This is a genomic window from Microbispora sp. NPDC004025, assembly GCF_053604425.1.
Genome location: NZ_JBSGHN010000008.1, coordinates 194,148 through 215,317, shown reverse-complemented (window position 1 = coordinate 215,317; position 21,170 = coordinate 194,148). Strand labels below are relative to the sequence as shown.

General features: G+C 72.6%; 19 protein-coding genes. 9 read left to right on the top strand and 10 right to left on the bottom strand.

The window, feature by feature from the left end; all coding sequences use genetic code 11:
- The first annotated feature begins 47 nt into the window (after positions 1 to 47).
- The 3 genes from der (at position 48) to ACWEQG_RS21715 (ending at position 5,331) form a co-directional block, all read left to right on the top strand.
- Entirely contained in the window at positions 48 to 1,478 is a 1,431-nt protein-coding gene (gene der / locus ACWEQG_RS21725; RefSeq protein ID WP_452287129.1) for a ribosome biogenesis GTPase Der, read from the top strand.
- Positions 1,479 to 1,555: 77 nt separating this feature from the next.
- Complete coding sequence (locus ACWEQG_RS21720) at positions 1,556 to 1,966, top strand: hypothetical protein (RefSeq protein ID WP_452287127.1); 411 nt, start codon at positions 1,556 to 1,558, stop codon at positions 1,964 to 1,966.
- Between the two features lie 149 nt (positions 1,967 to 2,115).
- Positions 2,116 to 5,331 carry a tetratricopeptide repeat protein gene (locus ACWEQG_RS21715; protein WP_452287125.1) on the top strand — a complete coding sequence of 1,072 codons (3,216 nt, stop codon included), beginning with the start codon at positions 2,116 to 2,118 and terminating at the stop codon, positions 5,329 to 5,331.
- A 12-nt stretch (positions 5,332 to 5,343) separates the two neighbouring features.
- Here ACWEQG_RS21715 and ACWEQG_RS21710 read toward each other — a convergent pair whose 3' ends face one another.
- Entirely contained in the window at positions 5,344 to 6,657 is a 1,314-nt protein-coding gene (locus tag ACWEQG_RS21710) for a phosphatase PAP2 family protein (protein ID WP_452287123.1), read from the bottom strand.
- Between the two features lie 493 nt (positions 6,658 to 7,150).
- Between ACWEQG_RS21710 and ACWEQG_RS21705 the strand changes: the two genes are divergently transcribed.
- The 3 genes from ACWEQG_RS21705 to ACWEQG_RS21695 all read left to right on the top strand — a co-directional run bounded on the left by ACWEQG_RS21705 (position 7,151) and on the right by ACWEQG_RS21695 (position 10,505).
- Positions 7,151 to 8,248 carry a glycoside hydrolase family 11 protein gene (locus ACWEQG_RS21705; RefSeq protein WP_452287122.1) on the top strand — a complete coding sequence of 366 codons (1,098 nt, stop codon included), beginning with the start codon at positions 7,151 to 7,153 and terminating at the stop codon, positions 8,246 to 8,248.
- Positions 8,249 to 8,619: 371 nt separating this feature from the next.
- Positions 8,620 to 9,867 (top strand): sensor histidine kinase, encoded by a 1,248-nt coding sequence (locus tag ACWEQG_RS21700; RefSeq protein WP_452287120.1) that lies wholly within the window; start codon positions 8,620 to 8,622, stop codon positions 9,865 to 9,867.
- Positions 9,858 to 10,505, top strand: coding sequence for a response regulator (locus ACWEQG_RS21695; RefSeq protein ID WP_452287118.1), 648 nt, complete (start codon positions 9,858 to 9,860; stop codon positions 10,503 to 10,505). The genes ACWEQG_RS21700 and ACWEQG_RS21695 overlap by 10 nt, the downstream gene beginning before the upstream one ends.
- A gap of 9 nt (positions 10,506 to 10,514) precedes the next feature.
- Here ACWEQG_RS21695 and ACWEQG_RS21690 read toward each other — a convergent pair whose 3' ends face one another.
- The 4 genes from ACWEQG_RS21690 to ACWEQG_RS21675 all read right to left on the bottom strand — a co-directional run bounded on the left by ACWEQG_RS21690 (position 10,515) and on the right by ACWEQG_RS21675 (position 13,950).
- On the bottom strand, positions 10,515 to 12,446 hold the full coding sequence (locus tag ACWEQG_RS21690; protein ID WP_452287116.1) for a multicopper oxidase family protein: 1,932 nt from the start codon (positions 12,444 to 12,446) through the stop codon (positions 10,515 to 10,517).
- Positions 12,443 to 12,901, bottom strand: coding sequence for a DUF6220 domain-containing protein (locus ACWEQG_RS21685; RefSeq protein ID WP_363463066.1), 459 nt, complete (start codon positions 12,899 to 12,901; stop codon positions 12,443 to 12,445). Before ACWEQG_RS21685 ends, ACWEQG_RS21690 begins: the two co-directional genes overlap by 4 nt.
- Positions 12,902 to 13,103: 202 nt before the next feature.
- The gene (locus ACWEQG_RS21680) at positions 13,104 to 13,520 is read right to left on the bottom strand and encodes a cupin domain-containing protein (RefSeq protein ID WP_452287114.1); all 417 of its coding nucleotides are present in this window, start codon (positions 13,518 to 13,520) and stop codon (positions 13,104 to 13,106) included.
- Positions 13,521 to 13,572: 52 nt separating this feature from the next.
- Positions 13,573 to 13,950, bottom strand: coding sequence for a cupin domain-containing protein (locus ACWEQG_RS21675; RefSeq protein WP_452287112.1), 378 nt, complete (start codon positions 13,948 to 13,950; stop codon positions 13,573 to 13,575).
- Positions 13,951 to 14,012: 62 nt separating this feature from the next.
- Between ACWEQG_RS21675 and ACWEQG_RS21670 the strand changes: the two genes are divergently transcribed.
- Positions 14,013 to 14,480, top strand: a complete 468-nt coding sequence (locus ACWEQG_RS21670) for a MarR family winged helix-turn-helix transcriptional regulator (protein ID WP_452287110.1) — start codon at positions 14,013 to 14,015, stop codon at positions 14,478 to 14,480.
- A gap of 30 nt (positions 14,481 to 14,510) precedes the next feature.
- Here ACWEQG_RS21670 and ACWEQG_RS21665 read toward each other — a convergent pair whose 3' ends face one another.
- From ACWEQG_RS21665 to ACWEQG_RS21655, 3 genes are all read right to left on the bottom strand, one after another.
- Entirely contained in the window at positions 14,511 to 16,097 is a 1,587-nt protein-coding gene (locus ACWEQG_RS21665) for an MFS transporter (protein WP_452287107.1), read from the bottom strand.
- Entirely contained in the window at positions 16,094 to 16,741 is a 648-nt protein-coding gene (locus ACWEQG_RS21660; RefSeq protein ID WP_452287105.1) for an LppX_LprAFG lipoprotein, read from the bottom strand. Before ACWEQG_RS21660 ends, ACWEQG_RS21665 begins: the two co-directional genes overlap by 4 nt.
- Positions 16,742 to 16,866: 125 nt before the next feature.
- Entirely contained in the window at positions 16,867 to 17,334 is a 468-nt protein-coding gene (locus tag ACWEQG_RS21655; protein ID WP_363463060.1) for a MarR family winged helix-turn-helix transcriptional regulator, read from the bottom strand.
- A 38-nt stretch (positions 17,335 to 17,372) separates the two neighbouring features.
- On the opposite strand from ACWEQG_RS21655, the gene ACWEQG_RS21650 reads away from it, so the two are divergent.
- Positions 17,373 to 18,314, top strand: coding sequence for a cation diffusion facilitator family transporter (locus ACWEQG_RS21650; protein ID WP_452287103.1), 942 nt, complete (start codon positions 17,373 to 17,375; stop codon positions 18,312 to 18,314).
- Here the strand turns inward: ACWEQG_RS21650 and ACWEQG_RS21645 are convergent.
- Complete coding sequence (locus tag ACWEQG_RS21645) at positions 18,294 to 18,941, bottom strand: 4'-phosphopantetheinyl transferase family protein (protein WP_452287101.1); 648 nt, start codon at positions 18,939 to 18,941, stop codon at positions 18,294 to 18,296. The two genes, ACWEQG_RS21650 and ACWEQG_RS21645, sit on opposite strands and share 21 nt — an antisense overlap.
- 98 nt (positions 18,942 to 19,039) lie before the next feature.
- Positions 19,040 to 20,446: an aminopeptidase P family protein gene (locus ACWEQG_RS21640; RefSeq protein ID WP_452287099.1), complete on the bottom strand. Its 1,407-nt coding sequence runs from the start codon at positions 20,444 to 20,446 to the stop codon at positions 19,040 to 19,042.
- A gap of 165 nt (positions 20,447 to 20,611) precedes the next feature.
- Between ACWEQG_RS21640 and ACWEQG_RS21635 the strand changes: the two genes are divergently transcribed.
- A complete protein-coding gene (locus ACWEQG_RS21635; RefSeq protein ID WP_363463056.1) occupies positions 20,612 to 21,040 on the top strand; it encodes a CBS domain-containing protein in 429 nt (142 codons plus the stop codon).
- The last annotated feature ends 130 nt before the right edge of the window (positions 21,041 to 21,170 follow it).

Sequence of the window (21,170 nt, the reverse complement as noted above, 5' to 3'; positions counted from 1 at the left end):
GCCCCGTAGAAGGTCCGGGGTGGCCGGGGAGAACGGAAGAGCAGCCGATGAGGCAGGGTATGGACGTGACGGGGGAGTACGACGAGGACGAGGGCGGCTGGATCGAGGCCGAGCTCGCCGAGCTTTCCGCCGAGGAGGCAGAAGGGGAGCCCGACGCGGGCCCACTGCCGGTCGTCGCCGTGGTGGGGCGCCCCAACGTCGGCAAGTCGACGATGGTCAACCGCATCATCGGCCGTCGTGAGGCGGTCGTCGAGGACGTGCCGGGCGTGACCCGCGACCGGGTCACCTATGAGGCGACCTGGCGGGGCCGGCGCTTCACGCTGGTCGACACCGGCGGCTGGGACCCGGACGCGACCGGCATGGCCCTGCGCATCGCCGAGCAGGCGCAGATCGCGGCCGAGCTGGCCGACGTGATCCTCTTCGTGGTGGACGCCAGTGTCGGGGTCACCGACTCCGACGAGGCCGTCGGCGCGGTCCTGCGCCGGTCGGGCAAGCCGGTCGTGCTGGCCGCCAACAAGGTCGACAACCAGCAGATGGAGCTGGAGGCGAGCGGGCTCTGGTCGCTTGGCCTGGGCGAGCCGCACCCCGTCTCGGCCCTGCACGGCCGCGCCAGCGGCGACCTGCTCGACGTCGTGCTCGACGCGCTGCCGGAGACGCCGCCGCAGACGTTCGGCGCGCAGCGGGGCCCGCGCAGGATCGCGCTGCTGGGCAAGCCCAACGTGGGCAAGTCGTCGCTGCTCAACAAGCTCGCCGGGGAGGAGCGGGTGCTGGTCGACCCGATGGCCGGCACCACCCGTGACCCGGTGGACGAGCTGGTCGAGCTGGGCGGCACGACGTACCGGTTCATCGACACCGCGGGCATCCGGCGGCGCGACCGCGAGCTGAAGGGCGCCGACTTCTACGCGGCCATGCGCACGCGGGCCGCGCTGGAGCGGGCGGAGGTCGCGGTCGTGCTGATCGACGCCTCCGAGGTGCTGACCGAGCAGGACCTGCGGATCATCGGCCTGGTCATCGAGTCGGGCCGGGCGATGGTGGTCGCGTTCAACAAGTGGGACCTGGTCGACGAGGACCGGCGCTACTACCTGGAGAAGGAGATCGACCGGCAGCTCGTCCGCACGCCCTGGGCGCTGCGGGTGAACATCTCGGCGAAGACCGGCCGCCACGTCGAGAAGCTGGCACCGGCCATCGAACGTGCCCTGGACTCGTGGGGCACGCGGGTGCCGACGGCCCGGCTCAACCAGTTCCTCACCGAGCTGGTGCAGGCCACCCCGCCGCCGGTGCGCGGGGGCCGGCAGCCCAAGATCCTGTTCGCCACCCAGGCGTCCACCGAGCCGCCGAAGTTCGTGCTGTTCACCTCGGCGTTCCTGGAGGAGACCTACCGCCGCTTCCTCGAGCGCCGCATCCGCGAGGAATTCGGCTTCGCGGGCTCCCCCATCGACGTGACGATGAAGATCCGGGAGAAGCGCAAGAAGAAGTGACCCCGGCCGGACGCGCGGAGCGGACGGGTGGCGGCCAGGGTATGGCGTGACCTTGGTGGTTGCTTGATGATGCCGGTATGCGCGGATGGGGACCGGTATGGGGTGGAGCCGGGGTCGCGGTGGCGGCCCTGGCGGCGCTGGGCGTCTACTTGTCGCGGGTGGGGCTGGACAAGGCGGACAAGCTTGCCAGCGTGATCGGGCTGTTCGTCGCCCTGGCCGGGCTGGGGGTGGCGGTATACGGGCTGATCGCCGAGCGGAGCAGCGGTGGCGGCGGTGTGCGGCAGCGAGCCATCGCCACCGGGCGTGGCCGCGTCCTTCAGGCCGGCCGGGACATCGACACCGGGCTGCCGCGGCGGACTGGCGGAAGCGACGACGATGCCGTGGCGGGTGGCGCCGCCGCCGGGGGAGCGCACCCGGTGCGGCAGCAGGCCACGGCCGCCGAGGACGGCCGGGTGGATCAGGCCGGCCGCGACGTCGGCACGCGGTGAGGCCGTCGCGTGGGTCCCGCAAGGTGATCCAGCATGCGGAGGGCTCGGGGCTGGCCCGGATCTATCAGGCGGCCGGGGACCTGATCGTGTATGGGGGCCAGGAGCCGTATCGGTGGGCCCCGTGGCCCGTACCGGTGTCGCCTCCGTCGGTGGGGGAGGCGCGGGCGCAGCCGAGTGAGTTGTTGCGGGCCTGTCATGGGCTGATCGCCTTCACCGGCCGCGGCGGTCTGCTGGCGGAGCTGGCGGACTGGCGGGATGCCCGGCAGAAGGTGGCGGTGCGTCTGATCCATGGGCCGGGTGGGCAGGGCAAGAGCCGGCTGGCCGGGCATGTGGCGCAGCTGTGGGCGCGGCAGGGGTGGGTGGTGCTGGCGGCCCATCACCGGCGTGATCGCTCCACCGCGCTCGAGTTCGAGGTTCCCGCCTTCGACGGGGCGGCCGGGGTGTTGGTGGTGGTGGACTATGCCGAGCGGTGGGACATCGCCGATCTGCTCACCCTGTTGCGTGATGCGCATGCGTCGGGGCGGTTGCCGGTGCGGGTGTTGTTGCTGGCCCGCCCGGCCGGCACCTGGTGGGACAGCCTGAAGGGGCGGATGCGGCGGGATCTGGGTCTGGTGCCCAGCCGGGGGGAGCTGGAGCCGCTGGAACAGGAGAGCGGGATCACGCGGGCGGGGTTGTTCGCCGCGGCTCGTGATCGGTTCGCCGAGCTGCTGGGGGTGCCGGGGGCCGGCGGGGTGGCCGCGCCGCCCGCGCTGGAGCGGCATGAGGCCTACCGGCTGGTGCTGAGTGTGCACATGGCCGCGTTGGCGGCGGTGCTGGCCGTCGAGCGTGGTCAGGTGGCGCCTGGTGATCCGGTGCGGGTTTCGGAGTTCCTGCTGGCGCGTGAGCGGGATCACTGGGAGGCGATGGCCTCCGCGCGGCGGGAGAAACCGTTGGCGACTTCGCCGGAGGCGATGGGGCAGGTCGTCTATGTCGCGACGCTGACCGGTCGGCTCGGCTATGAGGATGGCAAAGCCGCCCTGGCGCGCGCCGAGGTCGAGTCGACGCAGGCGATCGGGCAGCTGTTGAAGGACCATGCGGTGTGCTACCCGCCCGCCGGGCCGGCCTCGCCGGAGGGGGTTTCGGCTCCTCATTCAAGCGCTACGGTGCTGGAGCCGTTGTATCCCGATCGGCTGGGTGAGGATTTCATCGCCTTGTCCGTCCCTGGTCATTCCTGTGATTTTCCCGTCGACCTGTGGGCGCAGGCGGCGCCTGCCCGGCTGCTGGCTCCGCCCGCCGGCGCCGATGGCGGACCGGGTGAGGAGGGCGGGGTGCCGGTGTGGGCGCGGCATGCGGTGACCACGCTGATCGAGGCCGCGCACCGGTGGCCCCACCTGGCGCGGCGGCAGTTGTATCCGCTGCTGGCCGATGCCCCTCATCTGGCGGTGCACGCCGGGGGCGCCGCTTTGGCCAGGCTGGCAGCCCTGGAGGACATCGATGTGGGGCTGCTGGCGGCCATCGAGGCGATGCTGCCCGGTCATCGGCATATCGATCTCGACATCGGGGCCGCCGCGATAGCCTCCCGCCTGGCCGAGCACCGGCTGGCCGCCGCCACCGATCTGGCCGCCCGCGCCCACATCCACGACGACCTGGCTGTCCGTCTGATCTACGCGGGGTTGCACGGACGCGCCTTGGCCGAAGGCGACCAGGCCGTCCGGCTCTGGCGCCGGCTCGCCGCACTGGACCGGGACGCACACCTGATCGGCCTGGCGATGTCGTTGCACAACCACGCGCATCAGCTGGCGGATGTCGGGCGGCGGGCCGAGGCGGTGCCGGTCAGCGAGGAGGCCGTCCGCCTCTACCTCGAGCTGGCCGAGCTGGACCGGGACGCCTACCTGCCCGGCCTGGCGATGTCGCTGGACAACCACGCCGGCCGGCTGGCGGATGTCGGGCGGCGGGCCGAGGCGGTGCCGGTGAGTGAGCAGGCCGTCCGCCTCTACTTCGAGCTGACCGACCGCGACCCGGGCGCCTACCTGCCCGCCCTGGCCTTGTCGTTGAACAACTACGCTCTGCGGCTGGCGGAGGTCGGGCGGCGGGCCGAGGCGGTGCCGGTCAGTGCGGAGGCCGTCCGCCTCTACGGCGAGCTGGCCGAGCTCAACCGCAACGCTTACCTGCCCGATCTGGCGGGCTCGTTGAACAATCACGCTGTGCGGCTGGCGGAGGTCGGGCGGCGGGCCGAGGCGGTGCCGGTCAGTGCGGAGGCCGTCCGCCTCAGCGCCGAGCTGGCCGAGCTCAACCGGGACGCCTACCTGCCCAGCCTGGCGTTGTCGTTGACCAATCACGCTGTGCGGCTGGCGGAGGCCGGGCGGCGGGCCGAGGCGGTGCCGGTCAGCGAGGAGGGCGTCCGTCTGCGCCGGGAGCTGGCCGAGCTGAACCGGGACGCCTACCTGCCCGGCCTGGCGATGTCGTTGACCAACCACGCGAACCGGCTGGCGGACGTCGGGCGGCGGGCCGAGGCGGTTCCCTTGAGTGAGGAGTCCGTCCGTCTGCACGGCGAGCTGGCCGAGCTGAACCGGGACGCCTACCTGCCCGGCCTGGCGACCTCGATGAACAACCACGCCGCCTTGCTGGTGGGCATGCGGCGGCGGGCCGAGGCGGTTCCCTTCAGTGAGGAGTCCGTCCGTCTGCGCCGGGAATTGGCCGAGCTGAACCGGGACGCCTACTTGCCCAGCCTGGCCATCTCGTTGAACAATTACGCCGCCTTGCTGGCGGAGGTCGGGCGGCGGGCCGAGGCGGTGCCGGTCAGTGAGGAGGCCGTCCGTCTGCACGGCGAGCTGGCCGAGCTGAACCGGGACGCCTACCTGCCCGGCCTGGCGGCCGCGTTGTACAACCACTCTCTGCGGCTGGCGGAGGCCGGGCGGCGAACCGAGGCGGTGCCGGTCAGTGAGGAGGCCGTCCGCCTCTACGGCGAACTGATCGAGCTCGGCCGGGACGCCCACCTGCCCGACCTGGCGATGTCGTTGCACAATTACGCCGCCTTGCTGGCGGAGGTCGGGCGGCGGGCCGAGGCGGTGCCGGTCAGTGAGGAGGCCGTCCGTCTGCGCCGGGAGCTGGTCGAGCTGAACCGGGACGCCTACCTGCCCGACTACCTGCAAAGCCTCGTCGTCCGAGGATATGTGCTGATCGAAGACCGCCAGTTCCGTGCCGGTATCACCCCGCTGATCGAGGCGTTGGTGGTGTCGCGGGCACTGCCCGAGTACGTCGCCCAGAGCATCGTCCGCGCGGCCGCCGACCTGCTGCGTCGTGCCTATGCGGAGGACGCCGCCGCGGTGGCCGACGAGTATCTCGTTCTCACCGGCGAGGAGTTCCCGGCGTGGATGAAGGAATGACCCCCGCCGCCTCTACCGGCTCCTCGGCCTCGGCTTGAAGTAGTGCGCGACCATGTAGGCGGTGACCTGCGCGCCGATCTTCGCGCCCTGCACGTCCGCCGTGCGGGTGTGGATGCCGCCCCATACCCGGGCCTCGACGACCTCGGCGAGTGCCTGGGAGAAACCGCGGAAATACCTGGTGGTACCCGAGCCGGCGCTGTAGCCGCTGAAGGGGATGTCGTCCCGGCCGAAGAAGTGTCGCAACGCCGACATGCTCGCGGCGGTGAAACAGGTGTGCCCGGACGTGTAGTCGGGGTGCGGCGGCGTGACGAGCAACGGCGTCCATTCGGGGTCGGCGGACGTCTCCGGGTTGCCGTCCGTGTCGGCCAGCCGGATCGCGGTGACCGGCCGCCAGAAGTTCCACGCCGCCTTCTCGTTGTAACAGGCGATCGTGGCATCGGCTTCGGCCAGGTCGACCATCGCGAACATCCGCGCCGTCTGAAGGGTGTTCAGCCGCTGCCGCGTCGCGAGCTGACGCTTGATCTCCCATTCGGCCAGATGCCGGTCGTGCCACCAGATCGCGGCCTGCGTCTGGTCGGCCGTCCTGACCGTGCTGGTGGCCGAGCCGACCGCCTTGAGCTCGTTGAAGTCCCGGGCGTACCGGCGGCTGGTGAGGGCCGGCGGGCCGGCCGTACGGAACATGGACGCCCTGGGGATGAGGAATGGCTTGAGGTGACCGACCCATGCCCCGTCCGAGGCGAACGTCGGCGGCGTCGGCCGCCACTGACCAGGGCGGGTGCCCACGGGCCAGGTCTGGTCGCCGAACGCCCCGTCGTTTTGTCGCGCGGCGATCATCGCATCGGCCGCCTGAGTGCCCACGGCGATTCCACGCCGTTTCGCGGCGCCCTCGGGTATTTCGCCCAGCGACTCGTCGTACTGGGTCTTCAACCTCGCCTGCTGGTCGGGAAACAGCGCGTTCAGCACCAGGTAACCCGCGGTCGCGACGGCCGCGTCCGTCGATTCGGTGCCGTTGGCGGCCGGTGCGACCAGGTATGGCTGATAGGGAGCACCGGCGATCGCGTTCACCGCGTCGTAGACCGCTCCGTGCACCATCGCGAAGCTGCGCGCCTGGACCTGCGGCTGCTGACCGGCGATGTCCCAGATCGCGCTCTGAGCGTTACGGTCCCAGACGACGACGGCGTTGGCGGAGGAGTCCGAATCCCTCGCGTACGCCGGGGACGGGCCAAGTGCGATCGGCGACCCGGCGGCGATGACCCCGGCGACGGCCGCCCAGACGACAGGGGGTCGCAGGGCGGCCGCGCGGCATGCGGCAAGTGGGCTGAACATGAACGCAAACTACTATGCCGCTGAAAAACGCTACAGAGGCAAATGCGCGGAAAACCGATATCGACCCGACCGGAAATGAACTCCGGCAACTGTGCGCCATTTCCATTCTCGTACACCTCTCGCTGCTCGCCGGGGCGCGCCGTACGGCCACGCCGCGGCCGCCGCGTAACTTTCACCGCGTCCGGGGACTCCCGCCTCGTCGACGACCACCCGTGACCAGGGTCGTTGCGCCGAGACGCCCTTCCGGGCGAGTTCGGCTTTACGTGTGTCGTTGACAGCCAGGCGGGGTCGGGCTGACACTTTCGGCGTCTTTCCGATAATTTCGCCCGCACGAAGGGCCTCGACCACCGTCGATCCGGGTCACGAGCCGCGACATGGTCCTCAGGCCGGCGACCGCGTGACGATGGCCGACCTCCGCCGCACGGTGGCCGTCACCCCGGCCGCCGGCATCACAACCCGGTCGCCGTGGGCCCGTTGAGGAGGAAGTACGTACATGACTCAGATTCCCATTCGGACGAGAAGCCGCGGGCGCGGCGGTGTGCGGTTGTTGATCGGCCGTGTCTGCGCCGTGGCGCTGGCCGCGGCCGTGGCGCTGCTGCCCGGCGTCGCCCACGCCGCAGTCACCACGAACCAGACCGGCACCAACAACGGATACTTCTTCTCGTTCTGGACCGACAGCCAGGGCACGGTCTCCATGGAGCTGGGCTCCGGCGGCAACTACAGCACGTCCTGGCGCAACACGAACAACTTCGTCGCCGGCAAGGGCTGGAAGCCCGGCACCCGCAGGACCGTGACCTACTCGGGCAGTTTCAACCCCTCGGGCAACGCCTACCTCGCGTTGTACGGCTGGACGCGGAGCCCGCTGGTGGAGTACTACATCGTCGACAACTGGGGCACCTGGCGGCCCACCGGGACGTACAAGGGCACCGTCACCTCCGACGGCGGCACCTACGACATCTACCAGACCACCCGCTACAACGCGCCCTCGATCGACGGCAACCAGACCTTCAACCAGTACTGGAGCGTCCGCCAGCAGAAGAGGACCGGCGGCACCATCACCATCGGCAACCACTTCGACGCGTGGGCCCGCAACGGCATGCCCCTGGGCAACCACGACTACCAGATCCTCGCCACCGAGGGCTACCAGAGCAGCGGCAGCTCCAACATCACCATCGGCGGCACGACCGATCCGTCGCCCTCGCCCTCGCCCTCCCCCCGCCCCTCGCTCTCGCTCTCGCCCCGCCCCTCGCCCTCGCTCTCGCCGGGAGGCACCGGCGCGTGCCGCGTGTCCTACACGAAGAACGAGTGGAACAACGGGTTCACCGCCGAAGTGGCCGTCACCAACACCGGCAGCGGCACGATCAACGGCTGGACGCTGGCCTGGTCCTTCTCGGGCGGCCAGCAGGTCACCAACTCCTGGAACGCCACGGTGAGCCAGAGCGGCTCGTCGGTGACCGCTCGCAACGTGTCCTACAACGGCTCCCTGGCCCCCGGCGCCACCACCTCGTTCGGCTTCCAGGGCACCTACTCCGGCGGCAACCCCAACCCCTCGGCCTTCAGCCTCAACGGCTCGGCCTGCGCCACCGGCTGACCGATACGGCCGTGCGTCACGGCACGGCGACGCGCGCGGGGAGCGGGCGCCCACGGGCCCCGCTCCCTCGCCGCAGGCGGCCCGCGTCCGCTTGCCGCGAGCGGTGGAGAGGATCCGCGACGACGCCCGGCGTGACGGCGACGTCGACGGGGACGAGCACCACGAGCGCCTTCCGGCCTGCCTGAGCGAGCAGCTCATGGGCCCCGAGTCGTCCGATTCGGATACGCCACCGCGACTGCTCGCGGATCCGAACCGTCTGCCAGACTTCGACTCATCGAGGCCGCCGGGGCCTCTTGGTAGGGAATGCCCTACCCCCGGGACTGCCGTCCGCCGGATCGATCTTCGGCGGGCGGCTCAATAGCGTTGGAGACATGCGCAGACTCCTCTCCCGCCTCGGCGGCGACACGATATACATCCTCGTCGGCTTCCCCCTCGCGACGATCACTTTCTGCCTCACGGTGGCCGGCCTGTCGGCCGGCGCCGGGCTCCTGGTGGTCTGGCTCGGCGTGCCCGTCCTCGCCCTCACCCTCCTCATGGCCCGGGGGATGGGTGACGTCGAACGGCTCCGCATGCGCCCGGTGCTGGGCCAGGAGCTGCCCCGGCCGCGGTACCCCACGTCCCCGCCCGGAGCCGGGGTGTTCCGCAGGACCGTGACCCCGCTCGCCGGGGGGCAGCCCTGGCTCGACGCGCTGCACGCGCTGCTGGCCTTCCCCGTCGCGGTCGTCGCGTTCTGCGTGACCGTCACCTGGTGGGCCGTGACGGTCTTCGGGCTGACCTACCCGCTGTTCGGGTGGATCTTCTCGAACTTCCCGGACAACCACGAGCTCCCCGAACTGCTCGGCCTCGGGCGCGGCTACGTCGTCAACAGCGTCTTCTACGTCGTCATGGGGGCGGTCGCCGCGCTCACGCTCTACCCGGTCGTCCGCTCCTGCGCGCTGATCAAGGCCTCGCTGGGCCGGGCGCTGCTGACCGGCGTCGCCGCACTGCAGGAGCGCATCGACGACCTCACCGAGGGCCGCCAGGCCGCCGCCCACGCGGAGGCGAACGCGCTGCGCCGCCTGGAGCGCGACATCCACGACGGTCCCCAGCAGCGCCTGGTCCACCTGGCGATGGAGCTGTCGCGGGCCCAGCGGGAACTACAGAAGGACGCCACCGCCGCGCACGACACGATCGGCAAGGCCATCAGCGCCACCCGGGAGACCCTCGACGAGCTGCGGGCGCTGTCGCGCGGCATCGCCCCGCCGATCCTCGCCGACCGCGGTCTCGCCCCGGCGCTCGCCGCCCTGGCCGGTCGCTGCACCGTCCCCGTGGAGCTGGACGTCCAGACGGCCGAGCGGTATCCCGCGCTCGTCGAGAACACGATCTACTTCGTGACCGCCGAGACGCTCACCAACGTGGCCAAGCACAGCAGGGCGACGTCCTGCTCGGTCGGGCTGACCAGGATCGGCGACACGCTCATCCTCACGATCGGGGATGATGGGGTCGGCGGCGCCCACGTCGCCAAGGGACACGGTCTGTCCGGCCTGGCCGACCGGCTGCGGGCCGTCGACGGAGAGCTGTCGGTGCGGTCGCCGGCGGGCGGGCCGACACTGATCACGGCGGAGGTTCCGTGCGCGTAGTGGTGGCCGACGACGCCGTCCTCATCAGGGAGGGGCTCGTCCGCCTGCTGGAGGAGTTCGGCTGCGAGGTCGTCGAGACCGCGGGCACGGGGGAGGGCCTGGTCGAGGCCGTGGCCGCCCACCGGCCCGACGTGTCGGTGGTCGACGTGCGGATGCCGCCGACGTTCACCGACGAAGGCCTGCGCGCCGCCGTCGAGGCGCGCGAGAAGGTGCCGGGCACGCCCGTGCTGATCCTTTCGCAGTATGTCGAGGTGTCCTACGCCGACGACCTGCTGGCCGACGCGCGGGGTGCGGTCGGCTACCTGCTGAAGGACCGCGTGGTCGACGTCGAGGAGTTCATGGACGGCCTGCGGCGCGTCGCCGCCGGGGGGACGGTCTTCGACCCCCAGGTCGTCGCCCAGCTGATGGTGCGGCGGCGGCGCGACGACCCGCTGGCCTCGCTGACGCCGCGCGAACGCGAAGTCCTGGAGCTGATGGCCGAGGGCAGGTCGAACCCCGCGATCGCCCGCCGCCTCGTCGTGACCGAGGGCGCGGTGGAAAAGCACATCCGCGGCATCTTCGCCAAGCTCGGCCTGCACGCCGAGGACGGCGACCAGCACCGCCGCGTCCTCGCGGTGCTGACCTACCTGCGCTCCTGACCGTACGCGTCAGGCCGGGCGGTTGCGGCCGCCCATCTCGTACGGCGTGGTGATCCCCTCGTAGGCGAGGTGGAACTCCATCCCCTGAGCGGCGTGGGCCAGGTCGTGGCAGTGGGACATCCACATGCCGGGGTTGTCGGCCGTCAGGGCGACCTGCCAGACCTCGCCGGGAGCCACGTCGAAGGTGTCCATCGGCAGCCCGGTCGCGGGCACGCCGTTGCGGGACAGGATCCGCACGTGGTGGCCGTGCGGGTGCATGGGGTGGGTGTCCGTGCCCCGGTTCACCACCGTGATCCTGACGGTCTGACCCCGCCGTACGACGGGGGCCGGGATGTTCGGCCAGGCCTTGCCGTTCACCGTCTGCGCGAGCCTCGGCAGGCCGTCCGCCAAGGCGAGGGTCTTGTCCAGCACCCAGGTGATCTCCTGGTCGAACCGGACCGGCGGGGCGGTGGCCGCGCCGTACCGGGTGATGTCCACGATGGGCCCGGCCGCCGCCGGGGGCGTCGCCGGTCCGTTGACGAGCAGGGCGGGGCGGTCCCCCGCCGTCAGCAGCACCGCGCCGGCCGGCACCGTGAAGGTCAGGTCGTAGCGGCCGCCCGCGGCGAGGTGCAGGCGGGCGCCGTCCAAGTCGGTCGCCCCCGGCACGTCGCCGCCGTCCACCGCCGCGATCCGGTACGGCGCCCCGGCCAGCCCGAGGACCACGGGCCGCGTGTCGGTGTTCACCACGCGCAGCCGCGCCCGGGCCCTCGGCGGCAGCGCGAGACGGGCGAGCCCGTCGACCGGCGCGGCGCCGTCCACCGACAGCGTGGGCCGCGTGCCGAACGTGTGCAGCGCGAGGAGGTGGTCCTCGCTCTCCGGGAGCGGGACCGCGGGGTCGACGACCAGCAGGCCGAACAGCCCGCGCGGCACGGCGACGCTGGAGTCCTGGTGGCTGTGGTACCAGTACGTCCCGGCGTCCTCGGCGCGGAAGCGGTAGACGTGGGTCTGCCCGGGGGCCACGGCGTCCTGGGTGACGCCAGGCACCCCGTCCTCGCCGGACGGCACGTCGTACCCGTGCCAGTGGATCGTGACCGCCTGCCCGTCCGTCATCCGGTTGCGCAGGACGACCTCCACCAGGTCGCCCTGCCGCACCCGCAGCACCGGCCCGGGCACCTGGCCGTCGAACGACCACGCGTCCACGGTGCCGGAGGCGAGCCGTACGGTGGCCGGCTGTGCGGTGAGCGTGAACCGGCGGACCCGCGGCCTCGCCCCGGCCGGCCCGCCCGCGGCCGAGCCCGCCGGGCCGCGCAGCAGGTCGACGGACAGGCCCGGGGCGGTCGCGCCGCCGTCGTGACCGGAGTGCGGGGTGCCGCCCGGCCGGCCGCCTCCCACCGCCAGGGCGACGGCGAGGGCGAGCACGCCGGTCCCCGCGGTCTGCCAGCGGTGATGCGGCGCGCGGACCGGGCCGAGCAGCCGCCATGACACGCCGGCCGCCGCGGCGAACAGCGCGAGCACCGCCGCCGCCCCGCCGGCCGTGACCGGGTAGGAGACGACCACCCCGCAGGCGACCCCGGCCACCGCGCCGTACGCGGTGATCAGCAGTGGGAACGCGACGAGCCGGGGGGAGGGGACGGGGGCGTCGCCGGGCGGCACGCGCAGCAGCCGGGGCAGGCTGACGACGGCCGAGGCGAGCGCGGGAAGGACGACCAGGGGCAGGGCCAGGGTGACCTTCTCCGCCACGAACCACCAGCCCGCCCGGGCGAGACCGAGCGTGACGGCGACCCGGAGCGCGGTCACGACGATCGCCGCGGCGCACAGCGCCGCGGCGATCAGGCGGGTCCGCCGCCCGTCCGCGGGCGGCTGCCGCAGACCGGCCAGGGCGACCCCGGCGGTCGCGGCCCAGGCGGCCGCGACCAGGACGAACAGGATCTGATCGAGAGCGATCAGCCGTGCGGTGGTCACGCCGCGACGCGTTCCGCGGCCGGGGACGCGGCCGTGCCCTTCATCAGGGCGCGGGCCCGCTGGACCAGGATGACGGCGACGGCGAGGATGGCCACGCCGTCGAGGGCGTGGAAGCCGAGGACCACGAGGCTGCCGGTCGTGGTCGAGTTCTCGGTCCACCCCGCGATCTCCGCCAGCGAGAAGATGACGAACAGCTGCACCGCGACCAGCACGAACGGCAGGATCGACAGGCCCACCAGCTTGCCGCCCGCACGGGCGATCAGGGCCACGACCGTCGTCAGGAGCGACAGCAGCGGCATGATCATCGTGCCGTTCATGGCGTGGTAGCCGATGGCGGCGTTCGGGTCGCCCGGCGCCGGGTGCGGCGTCTCGAACGCGCCGAACGTGGAGAGGTAGAACTGGGCGAGCACGGCGACGAGCTGCAGAACGGCGAACCCGAAGAACACCTTGCGCATGTGGGGCCTCCTCAATAGGAAGGGACGAGCCCCGGGGGTTCTGCGGGGCGGCGGCGAGAGCCGGAACGGTACGCCCGCAATGGTGGACCGTGCGGTGTCCCGGGCGCCCGGGACATCCGCCCCTGTCCACCGGGAAGTTCACCGCCCGGGGAAGTCCGCGCGTACGGCTCGCGCCCGCTTCGCGGGGAGGTGTGCGGACTCGTCAGCGGACCCAGGGCGGCACGAGCCGGTCGCTGCCCCGGGGGGCGAGATCGCACGCGTCCGGGGCGGAGACGCCCCCGGGGTTGTAGACCTCGCATCCGGCCGGCGCGACCACGATCGCGCTGAAGCCCGACCCGGTGCCGGCGTGCACCTGACGGCCCACGTCGGCGGGCATGACGAGGGTGTCCCCGGCCTCGACGCCGAGGGTCTCGCCGTCGAGTTCCACTGTCGCCGCGCCGGCGACGAGGGTCCACACTTGCTCGCCGTCGCAGGCGTGGTACGGGCCGCTGTTTCCGGCCGGCATGTCCACGCGCCACACGGCCTGGGCGGCGCCTCCCTGGGTGGGCGAGGCGAGGGTGGTCATGACGCCGTTGGGCGTGGTGCTGACGCGGCTGTCGGCGGAACGGACGAGGGGCATGGGTGACTCCTTGCGAGAGGGCAGGGCGGGGAGAGAGGAGGATGGACCGGGTTCAGGCGATCCACGGCGGGACGCCGTGCACGGTGCCGTCGGGCAGGACGGCCTTGGCCCCCGCGGGGGCCGTGACGACGGCGGTGAAGCCCTCATCGGCGCCCGCGGTGACGCGGCGCGGGGTCGAGGGCGGCATGACCACGGTGTCGCCGGGCGCGACCGCGAACGTCTCGCCGCCGAGCTCGACCGTGGCGGCGCCGGAGAGGAACGTCCACACCTGCTCGGCGTCGAAGTCGTGCAGCGGCCCGCTCGTCGCGGGGGTCGCCTCGACGCGCCAGACGGCTCGGGCGGCGTCACCGAGAGTGGGGGAGGCGAGGGTGGTCATGACCCCGGCGGGGGTCTCGGATCTGCGGCATTGGGCATGACGGATGACAGGCATCGCCGGCGTCTCCTAAGATAGACAACGTCGTTGTCGTTAATAGTGAACCTGGTTGTCTATCTGTGTCAAACGACCCGCCCGGCTTCGAGCTGCCCCTGCGGCTCTTCCTGGGCTTCCGCGTCCTGATCGACGAACTGCACGCCGAGCTCGCCCGTCAGGGGCACCCGCACGCCCGTCCCATGCACGGGTTCGTCATGCAGGCGATCGGCACCGAGGGCACCACCGCGGTGGACCTGGGCCGCACGCTGGGCGTCAGCAAACAGGCGGCGGGCAAGACCATCGAGACGCTGGAGCGCATCGGCTACGTGGAGCGCGCCCGCGACCCCCGCGACACGCGCCGCAAGATCGTACGGCTCACGCCGTCGGGTCTGGACATGCTGCTGCGCTCGGCCCGCATCTTCGACGACCTGCGGGCGCGCTGGGCCGCCGTCATCGGCGACGAGCGGCTCAGGGAGCTGGAGACCGACCTGCGGAAGGTCACGCCGCCCGACGTCTTCCGCCTCGACGTGCCCGGCTGGTTCGGCGCCTGACCGGCCGCCGATGCGGGATCAGGCGCCGGATCAGGCGCGGCGGCCGGGCAGGGCGAGGGACGCGGCGGCGCCGAGCACGCACAGCCCGCAGGTGATCAGGAAGATCTCCGTGTACTCCGCGTGCAGCGCCGCCTGGACCTTCGCCGTGTAGTCCGCGAGCCTGCGGGCGTACTCGGCCGCGTCCACGCCGAACGGCAGCGGCGTGTCCAGGTGCGCGGTGAGCGACTGGAACCGGTGGAAGCCCCAGGCCGACAGCGCGGCCACGCCCAGCAGCATGCCCATCATCCTGGCCACCACGACCGCCGCCGACGCCACGCCGTGCCGCGCCGCCGGCACCAGGCGCAGCACCGCCGACGAGACCGGGGCGATCACCACCCCGAGGCCGAGGCCGGCCACCACGAGGTCGACGTCCATCCGCATCCCGGCCGAGGCCAGGTCGAGCGGCCACCGGGAGATCATCCAGTAGCCGGCGGCGGCCACCGCCATCCCCGCCACGGCCACCGGGCGCTCGCCGAACCGCCGCACCAGGATCCCGCCGAGGAAGGCGGCGACCGCCAGCGCGGCGAGGAAACGGGTGAGCACCAGGGCGCCGCCCACCGCGTCCCTGCCGAGCAGCGTCTGCGCGGCGAGCTGCACGTCGACCAGCGTGACCAGCAGCGCCGCTCCGGCCAGCAGGCTCACCGCCAGCGTGGCGAGCAGCGGCCGCCGGCGCACGCCCGTCAGGTCGAGCAGGCGGACCGGCGAGCGGATCTCCCACAGCACGAACAGCACCAGCGTGACCGCCCCCGCGACCACGCACGGCAGTCCCCACGGCGGCAGCACGGACGTGTCGGGGGAGGGGTTGTAGAGCCCGGCGACCAGCAGGCCGAGCGCCAGCGCGAGCAGGACGCCGCCGCCCGCGTCCACCTTCCCGGTGCCCGCCTTCCCCGCATCTGCCTTCCCCGGGCCCGCCTCGCCGGAGCGCCGGCCGTACGGCTCGCGCCCGGCGGGGACGGCCACGTGCACCGCCACGGCGGCCAGCAGCGTGAGCGGGAGGTTGACCCAGAAGATGCCGCGCCACCCGGCGAGCGCGGCCAGCCCGGCGCCGTACAACGGGCCGAGCACGCTGCCGAGCTCCTGCGCCGCGCCGACCGCGCCGAGCGCCACCGGCCGGGCGCGCTCGTCCCACAGGTCGCCGATGAGGGCCATGGTGATCGGCAGCAGCGCGCCGCCCGCGACGCCCTGGAGCGTACGGCCGGCGACCAGGGCGGGCACGCCCCCGGCGAGGGCGGTGACGAGGGAACCGGCGGCGAAGCCGGCCAGACACGTGTGGATCAGCGCGCGCCTGCCGTACCGGTCGGACAGCCGGCCGAGCAGCGGCATCGCCGCGACGTAGCCGAGCAGGAACCCGGTCACGATCGGGGTCGCCCGCTCCAGGCGGTTCAGCGGCACGCCGACGTCGGCGGCCACGTCCACGAGCACGGTGACGACGACGTACGCGTCGAGCGCGGCGAGCAGCACGGCGGCCCCGCCGACGCCGAGCGCGAGACGCCGGTGCCGCGGGAAGGGCCCGGTGGTCCCGGTCGCGCCGGCGGCCTCGGTGGAGGGATCGGTGGAGGGATCGGTGGCGCCGGTCACGACGCGGGCGGGGCGATGGTCACGGGGGCGTCGTAGTCGCCCAGGGTCACGGCCACGGAGCCGCCGGTGAGCGGCAGGTCGAGCTTGAGCAGGCGGCCGGCGGCCTTGTCGATCCAGAGCGTGCCGGTGACGTTCTGCTGGACGCCGGGGACCAGCTTGGCCAGCGCCTGCTGCGTCAGCGTGGCCGTCATCCGGTAGGCGGCCGCGTCGCCGACCTTCTCCTCCGCCTGTGTCCGCGCGTCCTGGGCGGTGGCCAGCAGGTCGGGCACGCCGGTCAGCACGGCGGAGGGGTCGTAGAGCGCCATGAGCTGCTGCCGGGTCATCGTCTGGAAGCCGCCGGTGGGTCCCTTGAAGTAGACCTTGTCGCCGACGAGCACGAACTCGATCTCCTGCAGCCCCACGATCTCGATCTGCAGGGTGCCCTTGGCGTCGCCCTCCCTGGTGAGGCTGCCCTCGGCGTGCCGGACCGGCACGGCCGGCTTGTCCTTGGTCTCGATCGTGAAGGCGACCGTCTTGACCGTCCGCATGGCCTCGGCCGAGCGCTTCAGCAGCGCGGGGCCGTCCGGCAGGGCCGTCTCGCTCTTCGCGCTGCAGGCGGTCACGAGCAGCAGGCCGGCCACGACGAGCCCGAGGATTGTTCGCACAGCCGGATCGTAGCGAGCGGGCGGGGAACACACGCGCCCGCCGAGGGATTCGGTTTGGCGCCGCCCGCCGGGGGAAGTCGGGACCGGTGCTCAACCCGCGCCGTCCCGCCGCCTGCGGTGTCCTCTCACCGGGCGCCGCGGACCGCCTGGAGGTGGTCGATGATCGGGGCGTAGATCTGCTCCAGGGCGGACACCTGCTCGGGCGTCATCAGGTCGACGAAGTGCCGTCGGACGCTCGCGACGTGGTCCGGCGCCACCCGCTGGATCGTGTCCCAGCCGTGGTCGGTCAGCACGGCGAACGTGCCGCGCCGGTCGTCCTCGCAGTCCTGTCGGGTCACCAGACCGGCGGCCTCCATCCGGGAGATCTGGTGCGACAGCCGGCTGCGCGACTGGATGGTGGCGTCGGCCAGCTCGCTCATGCGCATGCGGCGGCCGGGACTCTCGGAGAGGTTCACGAGGATCTCGTAGTCGTTCAGCGACAGCCCGGTGCCCTGCAACTCGCGGTCGAGCTGGAGGAAGAGCAGGCGGTGGGCGGCCAGATGAGCCCGCCAGGCGCGTTGCTCCTGCGGGGTGAGCCATTGGGGGGCGTCCATGACGACCAGCATAAGATCAGTTGCACGGACGGAGCGGCATGCCTGACAGCGAGAACGGCGAGAGCATCGGCACCGTCGTGGTCGCGGGTGCGGCCAACCTCGCCATCGCGCTGGCCAAGCTGGTGGCCGGCCTGATCAGTTCGTCCTCGGCGATGCTGTCGGAGGCCGCGCACTCGGCGGCCGACACGGCCACCGAGGTCGTGCTGTTCGCCGCGATCCGGCACGGCGAACGGCCCGCCGACGCTCGCCATCCGCTCGGCCACGGGCGGGCCGCCTATTTGTGGGCGATCGTGGCGGCCTGCTTCACGCTCGTCGTGGGGGCGGGGTTCTCCCTGACGCACGGCTGGCACACGATCACCGAGGGGGAGAGCCTGGGCGACATCCGCGTGTCGTACCTCGTGCTCGCGGTGTCCTTCGCGATCGAGTCGGTCTCCCTGTGGCGGGCCCTGCACCAGCTGCGCGGCGAGGCCCGCCGCTGGCGGGTGAGCCCCGGGCGGCTGTTCAAGCGCACCTCCGACACCGTGCTCAATGCCGTCGTGCTGGAGGACTCCGCCGCGCTGATCGGCATCGCGACCGCCGGCCTCGGCCTGCTGCTGTCGCAGCTCACCGGCTCGGCCGCGTGGGACGGCGTCGCGTCGATCGTCATCGGGCTGCTGCTGCTCGGCGTGGCGCTGACCCTGATCAGGACCAACGCCTCGCTGCTGATCGGCCAGGCCGCGCCACCGGGGCTGCAGGAGAAGATCCGCGGCGAGCTGGCCGCCCAGCCGGAGGTCGAGGCCGTCGTCGAGCTGGTCACCGTCATGATGGGCCCCGGCCAGGTCATGGTCGCCGCCAAGGTGGACTTCCTCGACGAGACGTCCGGGAAGCGGCTCGAGCTCGCCTCCGACCAGGTGGAGCGCCGGCTCACCGAGCGGTTCCCGGAGATCAGGCAGGTCTTCCTCGACCCCACCCCGGGCCGGTCAGCCGCCAAGGAGGCGTAGCTTGGCGGGCTCGTCGGTGACCGCTGAGGCGATCACCGTGCCGGCCGTCCACTCGAGGAAGTGGCGGCCCCGCCACTCCAGCGCGATCGACGGCCCGTCGTCGAGCGGCAGGGCCGACAGGTCGGCCTCGCGCAGCCGGTCGAGACTGAGCTCGCCCCGCTTGACCAGCGCCTCCTTGCGCACCCACTGGCGGATCAGCCCGCGGTTGTCGTCGCCGACCAGCGTGGCCTCCGCGGGAGTCAGCGCGAGCGCCACCAGCCTCTCGTCGGCCGGTCCGTCCGTGGCGTGCTCGGCGTCCACACCCACCCGCCCCAGCCCGGCCACCGCGCAGACGTAGCCCGAGGTGTGCGCCAGGCTGATCGACACCTCGGGGGCCTCGGCCAGCCATGGCCGTCCGTGGGCCTGGCCGCAGCCCTCGCAACGCTGCACCACGGTCAGCATGCAGGCGCGGGTGCCGAGCAGCTCCGCCGCGCAGTGCCGTACGAGCAGATGGGCGGCGACGAAGTCGAGGCGGTCCCGCTTGCGCGTGAATCGAGCGGCGCGCTCGCGCTCGGCCTCGCTCAAGGTGCCGGCGACCATGTCCAGCACGTCGTCGGTGTGGCCGGCCACGGCCAGTGGAGGGCGCACAAGGCAACTGTAGGGAAGCGATGTGACGATCAAGTGAACTGGGGCGCTCCGCCTGCGGCGGATCCGGTCCGGGCCGCGCGGCCCGGACCGGGGGGTGCTCAGCCGGCCAGGGCGGCCATCCACGACTCGACCTCGTCCGGCCGGCGGGGCAGCGCGGCCGACATCAGCCGCGCGCCGCCGGCGGTGATGACGAGGTCGTCCTCGATGCGGACGCCGATCCCGCGCAGCTCCGGCGGCAGCGTCAGGTCGTCGGGCTGGAGGTAGAGCCCCGGCTCCACCGTCAGCACCTGGCCCTCCTCCAGCACGCCGTCCAGGTAGGCTTCCGCCCGCGCCCGGGCGCAGTCGTGCACGTCCAGGCCCAGCATGTGGCCGCTGCTGCACAGGGTGTAGCGCCGGTGCAGGCCCGCGTCCGCCTGAGCCCGCGTCAGCAGGCCCCACTCGCGCAGCCCGTCGGAGATCACCCGCATCGCGGTCTCGTGGAACTCGCGGAAGCGCGCCCCCGGCCGCAGCACCGCGATGGCGGCCGTCTGCGCCTCGTAGACCAGCTCGTACACCTGCCGCTGGACGGGGCTGAACCGGCCCGACAGCGGCAGCGTGCGGGTGACGTCGGCCGTGTAGAGGTTGTCGCCCTCGACCCCGGCGTCCAGCAGGAGCATCTCGGCGGGGTCGAGCCGCCCGTCGTTGCGGATCCAGTGCAGCACGCACGCGTGCGCCCCGGAGGCCACGATGGACTGGTAGCCCACCGCGTTGCCCTCCAGCCGGGAGCGCAGGCCGAAGACGCCCTCGACGTACCGCTCGCCGCGCGGGTGCGCGAGGGCCGCGGGCAGCGCGCGCACGACGTCCTCGAACCCGCGCGCGGTCGCGTCCACCGCCTGCTGCAGCTCCGCGATCTCCCACTCGTCCTTGACCAGCCGCAGCTCCGACAGGACCGCGGCCAGTTCGGCGTCACGGTCGGCGTAGCGGTCGTCCCCCGCGGCGGACACGAGCGCGTCGACCGAGGCGTCCACCCCGCGCAGCACGCGGGCCGGTCCGCTCAGCGCCGCCGGCAGCGTGTCGATGTGCGCGCACTCGATCTGGTACGCCGACTCGGCCTCGGCGAGGTCGAAGCGGCGGCCCACCCAGAACTCGCCGTACCTCCGGTCGCGGTAGAACTCCTGCGATCCGGCGCGGGACGGCCGGGGATGCAGGAACAGCCGCGCGGCGCCCGACGGCTCGATCACCAGGACGTCGTCGGGCTGCTGGCCGCCGGTCAGGTACGCGAAGGCGCTGTGCGTACGGAACCGGTGGTCGTCGTCGTTGCTGCGGGCCCGCAGCGTGCCCGAGGGGATGACGAGCCGCTCGCCGGGCAGCCGTTCGGCGAGCCGCGCCCGCCGCTTGGCCGCGTACGCGGCGACCGGCAGCGGGGCCACGTCCTCGTGGCCGTCGGCCCAGCCGCCGCGCATGAACTCCGCGAGCGCGTCTGAGATCGGGAGGTCGTGGCTCCCGGTGTTGAGCTTCTCGGCCATCCAGTGCCCCCAGGGTGCGGTGATATTTCGCCATCGTAGGGGTGGGGACTCTTGACGACGTAGGACGGCCGCTGTTGCCTGGGGAAACAGGATTGGCCGCTCCGGCCGGCCGGCGGGAGCGGAAGTGGGGACATGTCCCCCGGATGCCCCTGAGAGGCGGTGCCGATGCTCATCGGGACGATCTTGCAGAGTAAGGGAACAGGCGTGGCGACCGTTCCTCCGCACGCCACGGTGTCCGAGCTCCTCGCCCGGCTGGCCGAGCTGAACATCGGCGCGGTCGTGGTCTCGGAGGACGGCCTGTCCATCGCGGGCATCGTGTCGGAACGCGACGTCGTGCGGCGGCTCAACGAGCACGGCGCCGCGCTGCTCACCATGCCCGTCTCATCGATCATGACCGCGGAGGTGCGTACCTGCGGCCCCGACGCCAACGTCGAGGACCTGCGCCGCACGATGACCAATCACAGGATCAGGCACGTGCCGGTGGTCCGCGACGGCAAACTGGCCGGCATCGTCAGCATCGGCGACGTCGTCAAGACTTCCATCCAGGAGCTGGAGAGCGAGAAGGAGGCCCTGGTCGGCTACATCAACGGCTGAGGAGGGCGCCGGCGTGGGGCGCGGTCACCGTCTCGCCCCGCGCCCCGGCCCTCTGCGCCCCGCGCCCCGGTACTCTGAGCCCCGCGCTCCGGTACTCTGAGCCCCGCGCTCCACGGCGAGCGGCGATTTA